This window comes from Pseudoalteromonas phenolica (assembly GCF_044788725.1).
Classification (GTDB): domain Bacteria; phylum Pseudomonadota; class Gammaproteobacteria; order Enterobacterales; family Alteromonadaceae; genus Pseudoalteromonas; species Pseudoalteromonas phenolica_C.
In genome coordinates, this window is the sequence record NZ_CP173161.1 from 911453 (window position 1) to 931421 (window position 19969).

The following is a 19969-nucleotide window of genomic DNA, read 5'->3' on the forward strand; positions in this document are numbered from 1 at the left end:
CAGCTGATATAGCTGCCATTTTTGTTTTAAAGAACCCGACATAAAGTCGGTGCTACCGAATTGAGCTCGAGGTAGCAGCGATTTTATATCGCGTCTTTTTATCTTAATTTTTAAACTTTAAACGTCAGTAACAAACCAGATATTTTGTTTGCACTTTCTACCAACTTAGCTGCATCTTCCGCGACTTTATAACTTAAGGTTAAATTCTCGCTGCCATGATGGGTAATGGTGGTAATGTTGTCGTTAATCTCCACACTCACCATCTGTTGTTGCTCTGAAGCAGTTGAAATACCCTGTGCAGCATTGGCAATTTCACTGATTTGCTCAAAAATCACTTCTAAGGCCTGTTGGCTGGTTTGGCTTGCATCGGCGCAGTTAGATGCTCTGTCTTTGGTGCTTTGCATCACTTCAGACCACTTGTATAAGGTATCTTGTATCTCTTTAATTGACGCATAAATATGGCTGGTGGCACTTTGTGTACGAGACGATAGAGCGCGAACTTCATCGGCAACCACTGCAAAGCCTCGGCCATGCTCACCAGCTCTAGCAGCCTCAATCGCTGCATTCAGTGCCAATAAGTTAGTTTGCTCCGCAATACCTTCGATTTCAGTCATCACCTGACCAATCTTATCGGCTTCTTGGGCTAGAGAGTTTGCTGTTTGTGCGGCCTCATCCACTTGCGTAGCAAGCGAGCTAACCATATCAACGTTTTCGAGCATGGTATTTTTAATTTCTAAACAATGATGCTGCGTACTATCGACTTTGTTGGCGGTATCGGCCGTGTTATTTGAAATCTCACCGATGGTTTGGCTCATTTGTGACATCGCTGCAGCCATTGAACGCAAGCGTTCACTTTGCGCTTCAATGCCTTTTTCTGTATTGGAGGACTTTTCATCAAGTCCGGTTGCGATATTTTTGAATGTAGACGCTGAATCTTGCATGCGGCCTAAAACCGTTCTAAGCTTGGCTTGCAGCATACCTAAATTAAATTCTGCGATAGAAAAGGGCGTCGCGTCGCAATAAACATAACGCGAAACCGAATCGAATTGCTGTTGCTGTAATTTGAGTTTGGCAGGCACCACAAGCAGTTCATCATAGTTAATAAATAAAATGGCTAGCATGGTGATAATAGCCGCAACACCGAGTTGCCAACCGGCAAAAACAAAGCAAGCAAGGGTAAGCAATAACGCAATAATCGTTGAAAGGGTTTGTCGCAGTGCAATTTGCTCACGCCAGTGCCAAATCTTTTTACCTTGATTTATCGCATTATAAAGAGATTGTGCTCTTTTCTTAAGCTGCTCTGAAGGTTTAACTCTTACCGATTGATAGCCAACGAGCTGGCCATGCTCAAAAATAGGCGTCACAAATGCGTCTACCCAATAGTAACGACCGTCTTTACAGCGGTTTTTTACTACCCCACGCCAAGAGTGACCTTGTTCTAATTTATCCCAAAGCTCTTTAAATGCCGCTTTTGGCATATCAGGATGGCGTACAATATTGTGGTTTTTCCCTACTAGCTCTTCGGCACTAAACCCTGAAACGGCACAAAATGCTGCATTTGCATACGTAGTGACACCGCGTAAATCGGTGGTAGAGACAAGTTGTTGCGAGTCATCAAAGGTGACTTCTTCATTGATAATTGACTGGCCACGACGCATGATTTTCTCCATAGGGATCAGTGTAAAACTGTGTTAGATTATAAGGCTATAATGCTTTGTGTAATAGTAGGAATATAGTATGCCTGTGCAAGCAATAAAATATGGAATAGATGAGTTCGGTGCTGCGGATAAAATTCAGGCAAAAACATGTGTTCTACCTGAGTTAAATGACACTCAAGTGCTTATTAAAGTGCATAGCAGTGCAATTAACCCTATCGATTTGAAAACGCGTGCAGGTTTAGGCTTTGTTGCTCAAGCAAAAGAAGCTGATGAGTTTCTACCTTTGGGCTATGACTTATACGGTGTTGTAGAGCAGTGTGGCGTTCAAGTCTCTGACCTACAAGTAGGGCAATTTGTCGCAGGCATGGTGGGGTTTGCCAAACAGCCGGGCTGTTACGCTGATTATGTCATTGCGGAAGCAGACGAATTAATTGCATTTGATGTGCAACAAAAATCAGAAGTGGCAGGTCTATGTTTAGCAGGTTTAACCGCAATACAAGCACTGAAAAAGTTTTCAAGCTCACAGTCAACCCTTTATATTAATGCACCTACAGGTGGTGTGGGTCATTTAGCAATCCAACTAGCCCAATTACAAGGTAAAGAAGTGGTTGCAGTAAGCAATCGTCCTTCACATCAACTGTTACAAAAGTTAGCTGTAAAGGTTGTTGATTATGAGACATTCTTTTCACAAAAGCGCCAAGCACAACTACTCGATTTAGTCGGTGGTGAAATCGGCGAGAGAATGGTCGCGAATTTAAACTCAGGAAGTGAAGTGGTGACTGTACCAACCATCAGTGCCCAGCAGATCGTTGCAGCAGCACAGCAAAGTGACATAACGGTCTCCGGTATTGTGGTAGAAAAGAATAAAGCTGATCTAAATGAATTGGTGACTGCGTATCGTGGTGGCGATTTATTTATCCATGTCGATTCGACTTTTGCGTTGCAAGATATTCAGCAAGCGCATGAATACATGGAAGCGGGGCAGCATGCCGGCAAGATAATTATTAGTCATAGTTAATAAATATTGCTTGAGTATTGGGGATGTGCCCCCATTGATTGAACATTGCCTATTGGCTTGAGGATAATTTTTTGAATACACCAGAATTAAAGACTCGCTTAGAAGCACTCTCTGCAGCAGAACACCAGCAAGCCATTAAGGGCATCAAGCGTGGTATTGAGCGAGAAGCATTAAGGATCAACCCAAATGGCTCTATTGCCAAAACGCCTCATCCACAAGACGCTGGGCATCCATTAACGAACTCGCATATCACCACTGACTTTTCAGAATCATTACTCGAGTTTATTACCCCAGTCAGTGAAGATCCTAAAGAGACGTTAGCGCAACTGCAAGATTTACAAAAATACACCTTGAGCAAAATGGGCGACGAGTTATTGTGGCCTATGAGTATGCCTTGCTTCATCGAAAACCAAGATGATATTGCCCTGGCGTATTTTGGCGAATCGAATATTGGCAAAATGAAAACTCTGTATCGTGAAGGTCTAAAAAATCGTTACGGTAGTATGATGCAGGCTATCGCCGGTGTTCATTTTAATATTTCATTCCCAGATACCTTGTGGGACAGCCTGCAAAAAATAGAGCAAAGCAGTGCTGAGAAACAAGCCTTTATTTCTGAGAAATATTTAGGCCTTATTCGAAACTTTAAACGAGAGCTATGGTTAATTAGTTACCTGTTTGGAGCTTCTCCTGCGCTGTGTAAATCATTCTTGCAAGGCAATAAAAGTGATCTTCCTTTTGAGACTTTGGGGAAAGGCACGCTTTACTTAGAGCACGGTACGGCATTACGACTAGGTGATTTAGGGTATACCAACAGTGCTCAGTCGTCTTTAAAAGTGACGTATAACAATTTAGATGAGTATATTGCGGGTTTACGCGAAGCAATTGGTTGTCACTCTGACTTGTATGGTGATTTAGCTGATTATAAAGCTGAAACGCCGCAGCAGTTGAATAAAAACATTCTGCAAATCGAAAATGAGTTTTACTCGCCGATCAGACCTAAACGTAATGCTCAGAGCGGTGAGACTCCCACTCAAGCTTTAGCAAGAGCGGGCATTGAATATGTTGAGATCCGCGCTTTAGATGTTAATCCTTTTTCTCAGACGGGGATCAGCTTAGAGCAAATTCATTTCTTGGATGTGTTTTTAACTTATTGTCTGCTGAAAGACGCGCCAGCATTAAGCTGTGAAGATCAAAGATTAACAGAAGCCAATTTACAAGCTGTGGTGAACTTCGGTCGTAAGCCAGACCTTGAGCTACAACGTGATGGTTCGCCTGTTTCTTTGCAAATATGGGCAGACGAGATTTTTGCAGAGTTAGCGAATGTAGCCAAGTACATGGACAATGCAAATGACTCGAATGTCTACCAGAACGCAATTAATTATTGGCGTGAATGCATTTCTGATCCAAATAGAACACTATCAGGTCAGTTTTTATCTCAGCTTAAGCAAAACCAACAAGATGGCGGAAGCTATGCAATAGAGCTGGCTAATGAGTATAAGCAAGCGCATCAGTCTCAGGCATTTGTTACTTATTCAAATACCAGTCTCGATGCTGATGCAGTCGCTTCTCACGAAGCACAGCAGCAAAAAGTGGCAGAAGATAATTTGACTTTTGTGGCATTCTTAGATGATTATTTTGCCAACGCTTAGGCAAAAAAAAGCGCAGCTAAATTAGCTGCGCAAATATTAAATCAGGGATGAAACAATGCTAAACCACTGTATTCATAAACTCTGACTCGTGAGATTTAAATAAGTTCACAAAAAAATGAAAAAAATTAAAAAAAATTTTCTCACCTTGTCTTTTGCTGCTGTTTTAAGCGGTTGTGCGACAGCGCCTCCAAAGCAACCCGATAATATTTGTAAGATTTTTGAAGAAAAAGAAGACTGGTATTACGATGCGCGCGATGCCCAAGATAAATGGGGATCACCTAAACATGTGCTCATGGCCATGATGTATCAAGAAAGTTCTTTTAAGCATGATGCAGCACCACCAATGGAGTATTTTTTAGGGTTTATTCCTATTGGTCGTGCTAGTTCTGCATATGGTTACTCACAAGCTAAAACACCAACTTGGCAAGACTACATACGAGAAACAGGCAACTCAGGGGCTGATAGAGACGATTTCGAAGATGCCATAGATTTCATGGCTTGGTTTGTTAATAAAACCCATAAAGTGAACGGTATTTCTAAATGGGATGCCTATGCCCAGTACCTTAATTATCACGAAGGATGGGGCGGCTATAAACGCGGTACTTACAGAAAGAAAAAGTGGCTCATGGCAGTCGCTAATAAAGTGAAACATCGTGCAGGGCGCTATGGGGCCCAATTGAAGAAGTGTGAAGCTGATTTAGATAAGTCTTGGTTTGAAAGATTATTTGGTTAAATTTATAAGAGTTTATTGTATTTAAAAAAGCCGCAGTAGCGGCTTTTTAGTTTTAAGTCTTGCTGAGAAAATCTAGTTCTTTCTTTGTTCAGGAAATACTTTGACTTGTTTAATCATGTTTTCTCTGATTTCAATAATTTCAATCGGGTAACCCGCAATCCTCATCCCTAGTGGTGTTTGAGGAATATCTTCTAAATATTCAACAATTAAACCACTGAGAGTTTTAGGGCCTTCTGTTGGTAATTCCCATTCCATTTCTTTGTTGATTTCGCGGATGTTGGCCGTACCATCAACTAAGACTGAACCGTCTGTTTGAATATCAACCCCTTCACTGGCTGCACGGGTTTGGGTCGTTGTGAAGTCACCAACAACATCTTCAAGAATGTCTTCAAGTGTAACTAAACCTTGAATGTCACCATATTCATCCACAACTAAACCAATACGTTCTTTGCTTTGTTGGAATTTTAAAAGCTGAGTATTTAATGAAGTGCCTTCAGGAATATAGTAAATTTCACGCACTGCACGTAATAGAGACGGCTTATCGAACTGCTCTTTGGTTAGCAGTCGAAGTGCATCACGAGAATGAATAAAGCCAACAGCATCGTCGATTTGGTCGCGGTACAATAATACGCGAGTGTGTTGTGCGTTGGTTAAATGTTTGGCGATGTCTTTCCAATCATCATTAATGTCAATGGCGTTAATTTCATTACGCGGGATCATGATGTCTTCAACCGTAACATGGTCTAAATCTAAAATAGAAGTTAGCATGTTTTGGTGGTTACTAGGCAGTAATGCACTGGACTCATTTACTACGGTTTTAAGTTCTTCTTTGCTTAGACTATGTTCTTCAATGTCCTGGTTCGAAATACCAAACAGTTTAAGAATGCCATTGGTGATCCAGTTTAAGCCAATAACAAATGGAAACATCAGCTTTAAGAGACCTTTCAGTATTACAGAGCTTGGAAAGGCGACTTTCTCCGGATGTAATGCTGCAAGTGTTTTTGGTGTAACTTCAGCAAAGATTAGAATCACGAACGTGAGCGCTACTGTATTAATAAGTGGGCCCCAAACATCACCAAAGTACCTTTCAGTGATAATGGCAGCAACAGTGGCGGCAGCAATGTTAACTAGGTTATTACCAATTAAGATAACGCCTATTAATCTATCCGGTCGTTGAAGCAAGCTGCTAACGCGCTTTGCACCTTTGTGATTTTCTTTTTCTAAGTGTCTAAGTCGATATTTATTTATCGACATCATGCCAGTCTCTGAGCTCGAGAAATAAGCCGAGAGCAAAATAAGTAAGCCCAAAATCGCAAAGAGCGTACCGGTTGATATGTCGTCCAAAAGAGGATCCCTTTTCTAATATTGAATAGGTATTAAGCGTTACTGAAGATACTGAGTCAAGTTAAAACTTACCAAGTACTACTTCTTGAATGAATCTGCTACCAAAGTAGGCCAAAGTAACTAAACCTGAGGCGCCTAAAATAGCAAATACGACGGGTTTACCGCGCCAACCAAAGCGATGGTGGCCAAGTGTCACAACGGTAAAAATTAACCAAGCTACAATAGACAGTACGGTTTTATGAATAACTTCTTTAGCAAACATGCCATCAAGGAAAATAAACCCAGACAGTAAAGCCAAAGTAAAAATAGCAGTGCCTACGGTGAGAAGTTGATAAAGCTGTCTCTCTACTAACATAAGTGGTGGCAAGTGACTGTTCATGATGGCAAGGTCTTTTTCTTTCAAACGCTTGTCGATATAAAAGAATTGTACCGCATAAAGTGTGGCAATAATCAGTACACAGTAAGCCAACAGTGACAATGAAATGTGAATTACTAACCCTAAATCCACATTGATGCTTTGCATAATAATGTGGTGAGGAATAAACAGGCTTGCTACGAGCAAAATTGCTGCAAACCCGTACACAACAGGAAGTAAAAGGGTTGCTGGAAATTTTAAAGAAACGGTTGTAACACTAACTACAATCACCCAGCAAGTTAATAAAGCAACATTGACTGTGCTTAAATCTTGACCATCTTGAGTGAATACCGAATTCACTAATACCAACATGTGCGCCAAGATCGCACCGGTACTAAGTAGCACAGTGAGCTTGTGACTAGGGCCTTCTTTATGAAAAAGGCGTGATAATACATGCCCGGTAGCAAAAACATATAAAAGGCTGGCAAGCAAAGACAAGCTGATGATCAACATGTTAAATATGGTCCAGAGGTTAGAATCCTTGTTACAGGCTATTGTATTTTAAGCCACCGTTCTTGCAAAGAGGTTATAAAAAGAAACTTTGTCTTTACTTGAATACTGTATTAGTCGCCTGCATATCAGTATAATGCGCTTAATTACGATTTATTGGAACCTAATACATGTTTGAAAATCTCCAAGAACGCTTAGGTAAAACGTTAAAAAACATCAGTGGCCGCGGCCGACTTACCGAAGACAATATTAAAGAAACCCTCCGTGAAGTGCGTATGGCATTTCTTGAGGCTGATGTTGCATTACCGGTTGTTCGTGAGTTTGTAAAACAAGTAAAGGAACGTGCAGTTGGTGTTGAAGTAACGAAGAGCCTAAGTCCAGGTCAAGTATTCATCAAAATAGTACGTGAAGAACTTGAAAAAGCGATGGGTGAAGCCAATGAAGAGCTTAACCTAGCTGCGCAGCCGCCAGCTGTTGTAATGATGGCGGGCTTACAAGGTGCGGGTAAAACAACCAGTGTCGGTAAACTTTCTAAATTCTTAAAAGAGCGTAAAAAGAAATCAGTACTTGTAGTGAGTGCTGACGTTTATCGTCCGGCGGCGATTAAGCAGCTTGAAACTCTAGCGGGCGAAGTAGACGTTGAATTCTTCCCAAGTGATATTTCACAAAAGCCAGTTGATATTGCAACCAGTGCTATAAGTCATGCGAAAAAGAAATTCATTGATGTTGTGATTGTCGATACTGCGGGTCGTTTGCACGTCGATAGTGACATGATGGACGAGATCAAAGATCTTCATGCGGCAATCAATCCAGTTGAAACTTTATTCGTTGTTGACTCGATGACGGGTCAAGATGCGGCGAACACTGCAAAAGCTTTCGACGAAGCATTACCACTAACCGGCGTGATCCTAACAAAGACCGATGGTGATGCGCGTGGTGGTGCGGCATTATCAATTCGTCATATCACGGGTAAACCAATTAAGTTTATCGGTGTTGGTGAGCGCACTGATGCACTTGAGCCTTTCCACCCAGATCGTGTTGCTTCACGTATTCTAGGCATGGGCGACGTACTTTCATTAATCGAAGAAGTTGAAATGAAAGTCGATAAAGACAAAGCAGCAAAAGTTGCAGAAAAGGTCTTTAAAGGTGACGGCTTCACGCTAGAAGATTTTGCAGAGCAACTTCGTCAAATGAAAAACATGGGCGGCATGATGGGAATGCTGGATAAGCTTCCTGGTATGTCCAACTTACCGGATGCCGTTAAAGATCAAGTCGGCGATAAGTCTTTCAACCAAATGGAAGCCATCATTAACTCTATGACACCAAAAGAACGCACTCGCCCTGAGTTAATCAAAGGCTCTCGTAAAAAGCGTATTGCAGCAGGCTCTGGTACTCAGGTACAAGATGTCAATAAACTACTTAAGCAATTTACCCAGATGCAAAAGATGATGAAAAAGATGAAGGGTAAAGGCGGCATGATGAAAATGATGCGCAACATGAAAAACATGATGCCACCGGGCATGATGGGTGGTCCAAAGTTCTAAATTAGTGTTGAGCTAAAAATAATTATAAAAAAGAGGTTAACGCCTCTTTTTTTATTGCCTATTAAAAATTAGCGTGTTACGGTGATTTTTTGCGCTTCAGATCAGCATTTAATCTACCTAAGTTCGATTTATCCTCAGTTCATACTTGCATTGTGGCAAAAAACTCGTACAATTCCCCAGCTTCCCAAAATGGGATGCAAATCTTATTAATGAAAACAGTCAACTAATTGAGGACGGTATGGTAACTATTCGTTTGCAACGTGGCGGCGCTAAAAAGCGTCCATTCTATCAAATCGTGGTTGCGGATAGCCGTTTCTCACGTGACGGTCGTTTCATCGAGAAAGTAGGTTTCTTTAACCCAATCGCTGCGGGTCAAGAAGAGAAAGTACGTTTAGATTTATCACGTGTTGATCACTGGGTAGGTCAAGGCGCATCTCTTTCAGATCGCGTAGCTAAGTTAGTTAAAGACGCTCGTAAAGCGGCTTAATAGGCGTAAGTGTAACCATGAGTCAAGAAAACACCTCGATTATTGTAGTAGGTAAGCTTGGTGCCCCTTATGGTATTAAGGGCTGGCTTAAGGTGCATTCATTTACTGATGATCCCCAAGGGATCTTCGAATTCAGCCCCTGGTTGATAGGGCAACAAGGTAAATGGCAATCTCTTGAAGTGAGTGACTGGCGTCGCCACAACAAGGGCTTTATCGCCAAGTTTGCGCAAGTAAACGACCGAGACGAAGCAATGGCTTTGACCAATGTGGAAATCTCAGTTGATTCAGCGCAACTTCCTGAACTCCCTGAAGGTGAGTTCTATTGGCGAGATCTTATCGGCATGTCTGTTGTAACTGATAAAGGTTATAACTTAGGCACAGTCGATGACTTGATGGAGACTGGTTCAAACGATGTTTTAGTTGTGAAAGCAAATAAAAAAGATGCGTTTGGCCAATCTGAACGATTAATTCCATTTTTAACTGATTCAGTTATCAAGGGTGTTGATCATGAAGAAAAAGTAATTACTGTAGACTGGGATCCAGGCTTTTAAATGAGCCAGCAAAAACCATTATGGGTCGGTGTTATTTCACTGTTTCCTGAAATGTTTGATGCGATTACCCAGCAAGGCGTAACGGGACGCGCTGTTAAAAACGGTTTAATCGAGTTTAACAGTTGGAATCCACGAGACTATGCAACTGATAAGCATAGAACCGTAGATGATAGACCTTATGGTGGCGGTCCGGGCATGTTGATGATGGTTGACCCATTAAAACAAGCCATTCTTGATGCCAAAGCGGCAGCAGGAGAAAACGCCAAAGTAATTTATATGTCCCCTCAAGGGCGAAAACTAGATCAGCAAGGTGCGGCTGAATTGGCTGCATCAGAAAAACTGATATTAGTTGCGGGTCGTTATGAAGGTATTGATGAGCGGATCATCGAGTCTTATGTAGACGAAGAATGGTCCATCGGCGATTTTATTCTCAGTGGTGGTGAACTACCAGCCATGACACTAATCGACGCAGTTGCGCGCTTGGTGCCTGGTGTTTTAGGTCACAACCAATCAGCTGAGCAAGACTCCTTTTCGGATGGCTTGTTAGATTGTCCTCATTATACACGGCCAGAAACATTGGATGGCAAGCAGGTGCCTGCTGTATTACTCAGCGGAAACCATAAAGAGATAGCCAAATGGCGGCTTAAGCAGTCATTAGGCAGAACTTGGCTTAGACGTCCTGACTTGTTGCGTAACCTAGCTCTGACTGAGGAGCAAGCCATGTTACTTGCTGAATTTCAGCGAGAACATGAACAAGCTTGTGGCTAGAAGACAGTTACACCTAGGAATGTGAGAAATAAAATGGCAAAAGTAAACCAAAATATTATTAAAGAGCTTGAAGCTGAACAGCTTAAGCAAGACGTACCTGCGTTCGGCGCTGGTGATACAGTTGTTGTACAGGTACGCGTTAAAGAAGGTAACAAAGAGCGTCTACAGGCCTTTGAAGGTGTTGTTATCGCTAAGCGTAACCGTGGTCTACACTCAGCTTTCACAGTTCGTAAAATCTCGAGCGGTGAAGGTGTTGAGCGTGTATTCCAAACGCACAGCCCACTAGTAGATAGCATCACAGTTAAGCGTCGCGGTGCAGTTCGTCGCGCTAAGCTTTACTACCTACGTGAGCGTTCAGGTAAATCAGCACGTATTAAAGAAAAACTTAACTAATACGCGCGTTTTACTACGCTTTAAAAACAGGCCACTCTTTGAGTGGCCTGTTTTGGTTTATATGCCCAAAAAAACCATATCGCACTTTGTGATGTCATAGACGTATACCAACCCTCAATAATACTCAATCATTTCTAGGGACTAAAACTGACGCTAGCTTCGTTAAAAATTTCTTATTTAGAACAACTAAACCGCAAAATTTTCGCCTTGCTATAGACTAGTTTTCCTTGCCTCAAAATAGATCACTTAATTAAGAGGATTGGTATAAAATTAATTCATCCCTTCACTTTTATCTGTCATACCATCCTGTTAGACTAGTTGTAATTATTTATTTACTGGTGTTTATAAAAGTTTACAGTTATGAAGGGTGAGCAAACATTAGCACAACTTCGAGCCGGCATTGATGAATGCGACAGTCAGCTCGTACAACTTCTTGCTAAACGCAACGCATTAACATCTCAAATCGGTGCTATCAAACAAGAGATAGGTGCACCTTTACACGCCCCTGACAGAGAAAGCCTTTTGATCGAAGCGAGAAGACAGCAGGCTGAAGAGCACAACGTAAACCCAGATCTAGTTGAAGATATGCTTAGGCGCATGATGCGTGAAGCATACGAAAATCAGCAAAGTAAGTTAGCCTGTAAAGCGCCTGAGTTATCTCCTGTCGTGATTGTCGGTGGTGAAGGGGCGATGGGTCAGTTATTCGCTAAGCAGCTTACTCGCTCTGGGTATGAGATTCGTATTTTGGACCGAGCGCAACAAGCCGATGCAGAAACAATATTATCTGGGGCTAAATTGGTGCTGGTGAGTGTGCCAATTAACGCCTTAGAAGAAGTGGTCTCGTCACTGCCAACTTTACCTGATGATTGTGTCTTAGTTGATATTACCTCAGTTAAGCAAGCACCTTTAAAAGTGCTTATGAATAAACATGTAGGCCCAGTTGTTGGCCTTCACCCAATGTTTGGTCCTGATATTTCTCATTGGGTAAAGCAAACTGTTGTGGTCTGTGAAGGGCGAATGCCTGAAGCATGTTCAGGGTTACTTGAGCAGTTAAAAGTATGGGGTTGCCAGCTAGTTGAAATGGATGCGAAAAAGCATGACCAAGCCATGCAGATCATTCAGGTCATGCGTCACTTAACCACATTCGTCTATGGTCAATTTTTGGCGAAACAATGCCATACTTTAGAAGAGCTACGAAGCTGTTCTTCACCTATCTATCAGCTTGAATTAATGATGGTTGGCAGGCTATTCGCTCAGTCTCCAGAGTTATATTCAGACATTATGTTAGCGCAATTCAATGATGTTGAAGGCCTGTTGGCCAGTTATCAAGAAACCTTTGAGCTGACACTGGATAAACTTAAAGCGGGCGACAAAGCGGCATTGATTGATTCGTTCTCAGAGGCTAAACAATACTTCTCGGGCTGTGCAGAGCAGTTCTTAAAGCAAAGTCGTGGTTTGCTTAATAAAGCCAATGACGCAAAGGTATTAGATATATAGCGCTTAAATGAGCACTTCTTAATAAAGATTGAGATTATACCAATCCGCAATAACACTTAATCATTTTGAGGGATTAAACCTGATGATAGCTGCGTTAAAGATTTCTCATTTAGAACAACTAAATAACGAAATATTTGCCTTGCTTTCAACAAGGTTTTCTAGCCTCAAAATAGACCACTTAGTTAAGCAGATTGGTATTAAAAAGGCACTTCAGAAAAGTGCCTTTTTCAGTTAACTTAATCGTTTACTTTTAAACTTCGACGGCTTGCATAGACTCACTTTGATAGCACCCTAAAATGCGTACAAATTGAGTGTGATCTTTAAGCTCTTCTAGGGCATTTTGCACATGCTTTTCTGCTGTATTGGCAAGTAAATCAACATAGAATACTTCTTCCCAAGGGTTGCCAGGCACAGGGCGTGATTCTAGTTTCACCATATTGATGTTATGGGCTTTAAATACCATTAACGCATCAGCCAAAGAACCAACCTGCTGTTTGGTTGCCATAATTAGACTGGTTTTGGTTGGGATCTGAGTTGACACTTGCAATGCTTTACGCGCCACAACTATAAAGCGGCTGTGGTTTTCAGTTTGGTTTGCAAGTCCTGCTTTGATAACTTCTAGGCCGACATTTTTACCTGCCTGCGCTGAGCCAATGGCAGCGCCATTCGGTGTTTCTGATGCTTGCTTTAAGGCGCTTGATGTCGAATCACAAGTTGCATGCAATACATTATCTAACCCTTGAATGAAGCGGCTACATTGCGCAAATGGCTGAGGGTGAGCAAATATCTTTTGAATGTCACTTAACTCAGTGCCCGGTGCTGCTAACAAGCAGTGTTCAACAGAATGAGTGACTTCACCGACTATGGTGACTTGCGCATGTTGTAATAAGTCGAATACTTCATTGATACTACCTGAACTGGTATTCTCAATTGGCAGAAGACCATAATCGGCTTGACCTTTTTCAACATGCTGAGTGATTTGTTCAAAACTTTGGCAGCCCATCTCAACTAACTTACCAGGGCGGCGGCTGAAGTATTTATGACAAGCAAGTTGGCTATAAGAGCCTTGTCCACCTAAATAAGCAACACGATGCGTATCACTTAATGAATCAGGGTTTAAACTCTTTTGTAATAAAGCCTGTTGATTTAAAACCGAATCTTCCAAAATAGTTTGAAAAACACTGTTTACATAAAACGCATCAAGACCGAGCGACTTACCATAGTTAATCAGTTTTTCTAGTAAAGCTTGTTCACGCTCTTCGTCACGAACCGGTTTATTGTTCGCAATTTTATATTCCAAAACGCTATGGCTAATACGACGGCGTTTTGCCAGTAACACCATTAAGTCTGAATCGATCTCATTTATATCTTTGCGTAAAGCATTTAAAGTATTTTCTGTCATAGGTCCTCACTCCCAGCGGCAAAAAAAAACCTCCCAGTTGGGAGGCTTATCTATTCGTAATCACGCGCAAACAGGTAAGCCTCTTCATCTAAAAAAGAAGCTAAAAAAGAAATAAGTTTTGCGAGTAATAGAATTTGTCATTGTTTAATTAAGAATTACTTAATAGATTGAATACATTATTAACACAGGGGGTAAGTGCATACAAGCACTACCTTAGTCTTTACTGGTAATTTTTTCTCATTTGTTGCTAGATTGTTAGCCCCTTTCTTGGCGAACGGGCAAACATTCTGATATATTGGGAAAACGATATCGATATAAAAATAACAATTTTAATAAGGGTTTAGCAGTGGTCAATCGTCGACCCCCTTCAAGGTTTGGTTTTAATTCTTTAAGTGTCAAACTCTCTATTTTAATTTCGGCGGTTTGTTTGGTCGCGGGGATTTTCGCTGCTGCTTTCATGCTCAAGTCTGAAGAAAAGCAACTTGTATTTGAAGAGTATGCAGATCTAAAGCGTTTTAGCGTTCAAGTTATTAATCAATTCTCTAATTACCTCGAGTTAAAAAAGAGTCTTTCTGAGCAAACGGGTGCTGTCGTCACTAAGCATTTATTCTATGACGATAAAACAATTCAAAATCACTCACCATCGCAAATTATGTTTCGTGATGGCGCTTATCGCAGCACTGCCGAAAATGGTTTGTCAGCTGCTTATTTCACGGGTGAAGAGCTAAATGAAGAACAGCGCCGATTTTTCGCTCGTTCTGAGGCTTTGTGGGACATTATCGCGCCGCCACTGTTGCAGGATTTCTTTAATTTTTACATGGTTACAAACAATCAGTTTGTAAGAATTTCGCCACCCAATACTTTATTAAATGCCGCGCCAAAGAAAGGGCTATTCGATGGTCAAACCATTGCCCAATTGAAACAAGAGCTCAACCCTACGAGAGAAGCTGTTTGGTCAAAAGTACATTACGATGACGTTTGGAGTAAATGGGTCATCAGCATTTTAGTGCCTCTTTACTTTGAAGAAGATTACCAAGGTTTTATTGGCACTGACATTAGCATGGTCGATTTATTAAAACATTTGCCAGTTCCGACAACAAACCAAGGGTATTTAATCTTTGACGGTCAGGGCAATATTCTTGCAGCGCCAAATTTACAAAAAATATTTAACAATGGTTCTGCCATTAGTCGAGATGAGTTAACGCCAGAACTCGCGAAAGTCGTCGATGATTCGTTAAAATTAAAGTTACCTGAGCGAGAGTCTATTTTTGACTTACAAGGTGAGACTCATTTAATTAATGTTACTCAGTTAAATGAGCTAGGCTGGTATGTCGGCATTTATAAGAAGCGTGATTCGGCATTAGCTGCTCTTGAAGAGCTTAAGGTTAAGTTTTTTGGGTTATTTGTGCTCTATGCCATGTTTGTGGCGCTATTACTTCATCAAGTACTTTACAAGCTTGTGCTTCAGCGGATCAACAATACGGTGAGTGCCGTAAAAGATTTTGGCCGTGGTCAATGGGATATGCCTGCGATGCCAAATAATGAAGATGAAATCGGTCTTTTAAATGCCACATTTAATGATATGGGCAAAGAGATCAAAAAACTGGTCAATGGCTTGAACAACAAGATCACTGAGAAAGAGCTGGCTCAAAAGGCAGCTGATAGGCTATCTAAGGCCGTGGAATTCTCAGGAACGGCAGTGGTTATCACTAATGAGCATTTTCAAATTGAATATGTGAACCCCAAAATGCAAGAAATGACAGGTTATGGAGAAGACCATTTTGCTCGCCAGCCTTTGCTAAGCATCATTTCTAAAGATATGTCTATTTTAATTGAAGACATAGACCTTGATTTACGAAGTCGAAATTACTGGCGTGGTGATACGATTTTGCAGGGCATTACCAATGAACCAATTTGGGTGAGCTTGAGTATTTCTCCTATTCGTGATGAAAGCGGTCATATTTCAAGTTATGTTGCCTCGGCACAAGATATTTCTTTTGTGAAAGAAAGTCAGCGTAAGATGGAAGAGTTGGCTTACTTTGATACGCTGACAGGCCTTGCTAACCGTACCTTTTTTAGAATGCAATTGAAAAAGTCGATGGCTCTGGCTGAGCGTGGTCATTATGCATTTGCGTTATTCTATTTCGATTTAGATGAGTTTAAACGCATCAACGATACACTTGGGCATGATGCTGGTGACCGTTTATTAGTTGAAGTGGCTGATAGGCTTAAAACCCGTCTTAGAGCTGAAGATACGATTGCGCGATTAGGTGGTGATGAATTTGCAGTGTTACTGAGCGGCATTGAGAAGCGCGAAAATGCGATGGACGTGGCGCAGATGATCCAGCGCACGCTCAATGCACCAATTAAACTAGGTAATAATGAAGTCATTGTTAGTGCCAGTATTGGTATTACGCTTGCGCCATTCGATAGCAAAGAAGAAGAACAGTTACTTAAACACGCTGACTTAGCCATGTATGAGGCGAAAGCGAAAGGGCGTAATACTTTCCACTTCTACTCTCAAGAATTAGATGAAGCAGCAAACGAGCGCTTGTATATAGAAAATGAACTGCGCTCGGCTATTCGTGATAATCAGTTCACTTTACATTACCAACCACAGGTTGATTACCGTAATAATGAAGTGGTTGGGTATGAGGCCCTAATTCGTTGGGAGCACCCAGAACAAGGGCCGATACCTCCAAGTAAATTTATTCCGATAGCGGAAGCGACGGGGCTAATTGTTGAATTGGGAGAATGGGTGCTTGAAGCTGCATGTCGCTTCTCTGTTAAGTTACAAAAGCAGGGCAAAGTTGGCAATGTGTCTGTTAATTTGTCAGCTCGACAATTTAAAGATAGTAACATGAAGCGAGTACTTTCAGATGTTCTAGAGCGTACTAGAATGCCTGCTAAATTACTGCATTTAGAGCTTACTGAAAGTATGTTGATGGGGGATGTTGAAGCGGCAATTTCTCAACTTCATCAAATTAAAGCGTTAGGTGTCTCACTTTCAATTGATGACTTTGGTACGGGTTACTCGTCATTGAGTTATTTAAAACGCTTCCCAGTTGATATTCTGAAAGTAGACCGCTCATTTGTAAAAGACATACCAGAGGATCCAAATGATATGGAGATCACTGCAGCAATTATAGCGATGGCGCAAAAGCTAAACTTAGAAGTTGTTGCAGAAGGGGTAGAAACCAAAGAGCAGGTTGAGTTTTTGGCGAATAACAATTGTTATGTAGTACAGGGTTATTATTACAGCCCGCCGATCCCAGAAGAGGCGGTTGAAGTGTTTGAAGTACAATAAAAGAAGGGGGTATTAGCCCCCTGCAATTTTAACCTTGAACTTCATAGCTTCTAGTATTTGTTTAAGCTTATCGCGGTCATCACCTTGTATCTCAATGACGCCTTCTTTTACAGCACCACCTTGTCCCATCTTACTTTTTAATGTTTTGGCTAGTTTCTTTAAGTCATGTTCAGATGGGTCTATACCAACGACTAGCATGACGCCTTTGCCTTTTCGACCTTTAGTTTGTCGTTCAATTCGAATCGCACCGTCTTTAAAAAGACGAACTTCAGGTTCATTTTTTTCACTTTCCGGCTTTATGCGGCCAAACTCAGTTGAGTAAACTAAATTATTTTCAGACATGTTGAAGCGCTCTTGTAATGTAGTAGTCATATGATAGCAGTTTCATAATCAGCATTGAATAAGCCCAAATTAACAGTCTGAATTTTAAGCATTAAAATAAATTGTGATAATAAGTTCGATATTTTTTGGCGATTATTTCTAAACAAGTTATATTTAAGAACAACGGATGAATAACAAATTCGAACCATATTAGGAGGTTATAATGAGTTTGAGCAAAAGCGCTTCTGCCGATGGCAAAACGTTGACTATACAGATAAAAGGAAAGTTTGATTTCAATTTGGTACAGTCTTTCCGTCAAGCGTATGCGGAGGTAGATGGGCAAACAGATAAGGTGATTATCGATTTGCGAGAAACTGATTATATGGATAGCTCTGCGTTAGGCATGCTGTTAAATATGAAAAAGACACTAGGTGAATCAGTGTCTAGCATTACAATTAGTAATTGCCGCCCTCAATTGAAAAAGATTCTACAAATTTCTCGTTTCGACAAAAAATTTGATATCGATTGATTTTGTAATTAAGAACCCGCCTTGCGTATTCTAGTCGTTGACGACCAGCCTTTAAATTGCACCTTGCTCAAAGCCATGCTTGAGCAACAGAATTACTTGGTTGAACTTGCCAGTAATGGGCAAGAGGCACTCGAAAAGCTTAACGAGCATTCGATTGATATTGTGCTGTTAGACGTCATGATGCCCGTGATGGATGGTTTTGAAACCGCACCTCTGATCAAGAAACAGGCCGGTGATGTTTATTTGCCGATTATTTTTATTACAGCGCTTGAAGATCATCAAAGTTTTGAAAAATGTTTAGAGGTAGGTGGAGATGATTTTATCCATAAGCCATTTGATAAAATTATTCTCTCAGCCAAAATTAAAGCACACGCTAGAACCCGTCGTTTAAGCCAAGAAGCCAACAGGCAAAAAAAAGAACTTGAGTATCACTACAATCAAACTGAGCGAGAGCATGAAATTGTAGAGCATATTTTTAGTAACGCTTTATCACAGCAAAAAAGTTTTCCCAAGATCTGCGATTTCCATTTATCACCTGCTTCAATGTTTAATGGTGATATGTTTTTAATGGCACAAAGTCCACTTGGTGGTTTTTATTGTTTGTTAGGAGATTTCACTGGCCATGGCTTAGCTGCTGCGGTCGGGGCCTTACCTGCTTCACGAATTTTCTATGCCATGGTGGCGAAAGGCATGGCGGTGAGCGATATTGCTTATGAGCTGAATAATGCGCTGGCTGAATTATTACCTGGTCACATGTTTTGTGCTGCAGCGATTATAGAACTAAGTGAATCAGGGCGCAGTGTTTCAGCTTGGTTAGGCGGTATCCCAGATATTTATGTAATCGACAAAAGTGGCGAATTGGTAAAAACATTAGAGTCTCAACATATGGCTCTAGGTATATTAGAAGCAGATGAATTTGAAAGAAATATCGTTCATTTTGAAGTAAATGAGAATCATCGCATTGTCATGGCGACAGATGGCATTGTAGAAACTGAGAGTAAACAAGCGGAAATGTTTGGTGAGGCGCGACTAAAAGCAACGCTAGCCAGTAAAGCAAATATAGGTACAGAGGATATCATTGCTCAAGTGCAACAGTTTTCTGGTCATAGTGAGCAACAGGATGATTTGAGCATTGCGATTATAAATTGTATTGCAAACCCTGTGATAATTAATTCTGTGGTGTCTTATTCAAAACTGCCTTTTGATTTTCATGTGGTTTTGAATGCAGAGCAGATGAAGAGTACAGATCCAATACTCGAATTGGTGAATATGCTCAGTAAAGTCGAAGGGGTAGATAATCATCGTTCAAACATATTTTTGCTTCTTTCTGAAGCGTATAATAATGCCTTAGATCATGGTGTATTAGGTCTGGACTCAGAAATTAAAAATCAAGAAGATGGCTTTTTCATTTTTTATCAGATGCGTGAAGAGGCTCTAACTGAACTGCAAGATGCACAAATAGAAATCCTAGCTAATTATGAGCCTGAGAATAAACAGATCCGCTTTGCTATTACAGATTCTGGGACTGGGTTTCATGTTACAGAAGATAGTACAGCGTCGCTGTGTCAAGAGCATGGCAGAGGGGTTGGCTTATTAAACGAAATAGCCCATTCTGTGTCTTATAATGAAACCGGCAACTGTGTTGAGCTTATATACTCATTAAATAACAATCCTTATATTTCTTGATTGAGCATTTAGACGATTACTGAGCGGTTTAAGTTTAGTTATAGAAACTTTTGCTTCGGAAAAGTCATATCTCAAAGTTAAAAAAGTCTTAGCACTGCTAATATCTACCTAAAAATTTTTATCCGAAATTATTTCTAACTTTCACTGGTCTTTAATGTTTCTCAATGAATTGGCTTTGTACCTTTGCAAAGCTGATTTTGTGTGTTAAGTTTCGGGT

At 40.9% G+C, this 19969-nt stretch carries 18 protein-coding genes; 12 read left to right on the top strand and 6 right to left on the bottom strand.

What is annotated here, in order from left to right; all coding sequences use genetic code 11:
• Positions 1–110: 110 nt before the first annotated feature.
• Positions 111–1658: a methyl-accepting chemotaxis protein gene (locus ACH784_RS04325; RefSeq protein WP_404393778.1), complete on the bottom strand. Its 1548-nt coding sequence runs from the start codon at positions 1656–1658 to the stop codon at positions 111–113.
• Between the two features lie 79 nt (positions 1659–1737).
• Here ACH784_RS04325 and ACH784_RS04330 point away from each other — a divergent pair, with 79 nt between their 5' ends.
• The 3 genes from ACH784_RS04330 (at position 1738) to ACH784_RS04340 (ending at position 5058) form a co-directional block, all read left to right on the top strand.
• Positions 1738–2676, top strand: coding sequence for an NADP-dependent oxidoreductase (locus tag ACH784_RS04330; protein ID WP_404393779.1), 939 nt, complete (start codon positions 1738–1740; stop codon positions 2674–2676).
• A gap of 71 nt (positions 2677–2747) precedes the next feature.
• Complete coding sequence (gshA, locus tag ACH784_RS04335) at positions 2748–4325, top strand: glutamate--cysteine ligase (protein WP_404393780.1); 1578 nt, start codon at positions 2748–2750, stop codon at positions 4323–4325.
• Between the two features lie 124 nt (positions 4326–4449).
• The gene (locus tag ACH784_RS04340; protein WP_404395178.1) at positions 4450–5058 is read left to right on the top strand and encodes a transglycosylase SLT domain-containing protein; all 609 of its coding nucleotides are present in this window, start codon (positions 4450–4452) and stop codon (positions 5056–5058) included.
• A gap of 72 nt (positions 5059–5130) precedes the next feature.
• Here ACH784_RS04340 and ACH784_RS04345 read toward each other — a convergent pair whose 3' ends face one another.
• Positions 5131–6402 carry an HlyC/CorC family transporter gene (locus ACH784_RS04345; protein ID WP_404393781.1) on the bottom strand — a complete coding sequence of 424 codons (1272 nt, stop codon included), beginning with the start codon at positions 6400–6402 and terminating at the stop codon, positions 5131–5133.
• 61 nt (positions 6403–6463) lie between these two features.
• Positions 6464–7270: an inner membrane protein YpjD gene (locus ACH784_RS04350; protein WP_404393782.1), complete on the bottom strand. Its 807-nt coding sequence runs from the start codon at positions 7268–7270 to the stop codon at positions 6464–6466.
• A gap of 167 nt (positions 7271–7437) precedes the next feature.
• Between ACH784_RS04350 and ffh the strand changes: the two genes are divergently transcribed.
• The 6 genes from ffh (at position 7438) to tyrA (ending at position 12507) form a co-directional block, all read left to right on the top strand.
• On the top strand, positions 7438–8811 hold the full coding sequence (ffh, locus tag ACH784_RS04355; protein ID WP_404393783.1) for a signal recognition particle protein: 1374 nt from the start codon (positions 7438–7440) through the stop codon (positions 8809–8811).
• A gap of 238 nt (positions 8812–9049) precedes the next feature.
• Positions 9050–9298 (top strand): 30S ribosomal protein S16, encoded by a 249-nt coding sequence (gene rpsP, locus ACH784_RS04360; RefSeq protein WP_017216164.1) that lies wholly within the window; start codon positions 9050–9052, stop codon positions 9296–9298.
• A gap of 17 nt (positions 9299–9315) precedes the next feature.
• On the top strand, positions 9316–9849 hold the full coding sequence (gene rimM, locus ACH784_RS04365; protein ID WP_404393784.1) for a ribosome maturation factor RimM: 534 nt from the start codon (positions 9316–9318) through the stop codon (positions 9847–9849).
• Complete coding sequence (gene trmD, locus ACH784_RS04370; RefSeq protein ID WP_404393785.1) at positions 9850–10617, top strand: tRNA (guanosine(37)-N1)-methyltransferase TrmD; 768 nt, start codon at positions 9850–9852, stop codon at positions 10615–10617.
• 33 nt (positions 10618–10650) lie between these two features.
• Positions 10651–11010 carry a 50S ribosomal protein L19 gene (gene rplS / locus ACH784_RS04375; RefSeq protein WP_058030692.1) on the top strand — a complete coding sequence of 120 codons (360 nt, stop codon included), beginning with the start codon at positions 10651–10653 and terminating at the stop codon, positions 11008–11010.
• Between the two features lie 360 nt (positions 11011–11370).
• On the top strand, positions 11371–12507 hold the full coding sequence (gene tyrA, locus ACH784_RS04380) for a bifunctional chorismate mutase/prephenate dehydrogenase (protein WP_404393786.1): 1137 nt from the start codon (positions 11371–11373) through the stop codon (positions 12505–12507).
• 250 nt (positions 12508–12757) lie between these two features.
• On the opposite strand, the gene ACH784_RS04385 is transcribed toward tyrA, so the two are convergent.
• Together ACH784_RS04385 and ACH784_RS04390 are read right to left on the bottom strand one after the other, a co-directional pair.
• On the bottom strand, positions 12758–13909 hold the full coding sequence (locus tag ACH784_RS04385; RefSeq protein WP_404393787.1) for a chorismate mutase: 1152 nt from the start codon (positions 13907–13909) through the stop codon (positions 12758–12760).
• Between the two features lie 255 nt (positions 13910–14164).
• Positions 14165–14368 carry a hypothetical protein gene (locus tag ACH784_RS04390; RefSeq protein WP_404393788.1) on the bottom strand — a complete coding sequence of 68 codons (204 nt, stop codon included), beginning with the start codon at positions 14366–14368 and terminating at the stop codon, positions 14165–14167.
• Here ACH784_RS04390 and ACH784_RS04395 point away from each other — a divergent pair.
• Entirely contained in the window at positions 14367–17216 is a 2850-nt protein-coding gene (locus ACH784_RS04395; RefSeq protein WP_404393789.1) for an EAL domain-containing protein, read from the top strand. The two genes, ACH784_RS04390 and ACH784_RS04395, sit on opposite strands and share 2 nt — an antisense overlap.
• A 12-nt stretch (positions 17217–17228) precedes the next feature.
• Here the strand turns inward: ACH784_RS04395 and yciH are convergent, their stop codons facing one another.
• A complete protein-coding gene (gene yciH, locus ACH784_RS04400) occupies positions 17229–17558 on the bottom strand; it encodes a stress response translation initiation inhibitor YciH (protein ID WP_404395180.1) in 330 nt (109 codons plus the stop codon).
• 202 nt (positions 17559–17760) lie between these two features.
• Between yciH and ACH784_RS04405 the strand changes: the two genes are divergently transcribed.
• Entirely contained in the window at positions 17761–18066 is a 306-nt protein-coding gene (locus tag ACH784_RS04405; protein WP_058030687.1) for an STAS domain-containing protein, read from the top strand.
• Between the two features lie 21 nt (positions 18067–18087).
• Positions 18088–19752: a SpoIIE family protein phosphatase gene (locus tag ACH784_RS04410; protein WP_404393790.1), complete on the top strand. Its 1665-nt coding sequence runs from the start codon at positions 18088–18090 to the stop codon at positions 19750–19752.
• The last annotated feature ends 217 nt before the right edge of the window (positions 19753–19969 follow it).

Bases quoted from the DNA above. Each gene is read 5' to 3' on its own strand.
- ACH784_RS04325 (WP_404393778.1), bottom strand. From the start codon at position 1,658: ATGCGTCGTGGCCAGTCAATTATCAATGAAGAAGTCACCTTTGATGAC.
- ACH784_RS04330 (WP_404393779.1), top strand. From the start codon at position 1,738: ATGCCTGTGCAAGCAATAAAATATGGAATAGATGAGTTCGGTGCTGCG.
- ACH784_RS04350 (WP_404393782.1), bottom strand. From the start codon at position 7,270: ATGTTGATCATCAGCTTGTCTTTGCTTGCCAGCCTTTTATATGTTTTT.
- ffh (WP_404393783.1), top strand. From the start codon at position 7,438: ATGTTTGAAAATCTCCAAGAACGCTTAGGTAAAACGTTAAAAAACATC.
- rpsP (WP_017216164.1), top strand. From the start codon at position 9,050: ATGGTAACTATTCGTTTGCAACGTGGCGGCGCTAAAAAGCGTCCATTC.
- rimM (WP_404393784.1), top strand. From the start codon at position 9,316: ATGAGTCAAGAAAACACCTCGATTATTGTAGTAGGTAAGCTTGGTGCC.
- trmD (WP_404393785.1), top strand. From the start codon at position 9,850: ATGAGCCAGCAAAAACCATTATGGGTCGGTGTTATTTCACTGTTTCCT.
- rplS (WP_058030692.1), top strand. From the start codon at position 10,651: ATGGCAAAAGTAAACCAAAATATTATTAAAGAGCTTGAAGCTGAACAG.
- tyrA (WP_404393786.1), top strand. From the start codon at position 11,371: ATGAAGGGTGAGCAAACATTAGCACAACTTCGAGCCGGCATTGATGAA.
- ACH784_RS04385 (WP_404393787.1), bottom strand. From the start codon at position 13,909: ATGACAGAAAATACTTTAAATGCTTTACGCAAAGATATAAATGAGATC.
- ACH784_RS04395 (WP_404393789.1), top strand. From the start codon at position 14,367: ATGCTCAAGTCTGAAGAAAAGCAACTTGTATTTGAAGAGTATGCAGAT.
- ACH784_RS04390 (WP_404393788.1), bottom strand. From the start codon at position 14,368: ATGAAAGCAGCAGCGAAAATCCCCGCGACCAAACAAACCGCCGAAATT.
- yciH (WP_404395180.1), bottom strand. From the start codon at position 17,558: ATGTCTGAAAATAATTTAGTTTACTCAACTGAGTTTGGCCGCATAAAG.
- ACH784_RS04405 (WP_058030687.1), top strand. From the start codon at position 17,761: ATGAGTTTGAGCAAAAGCGCTTCTGCCGATGGCAAAACGTTGACTATA.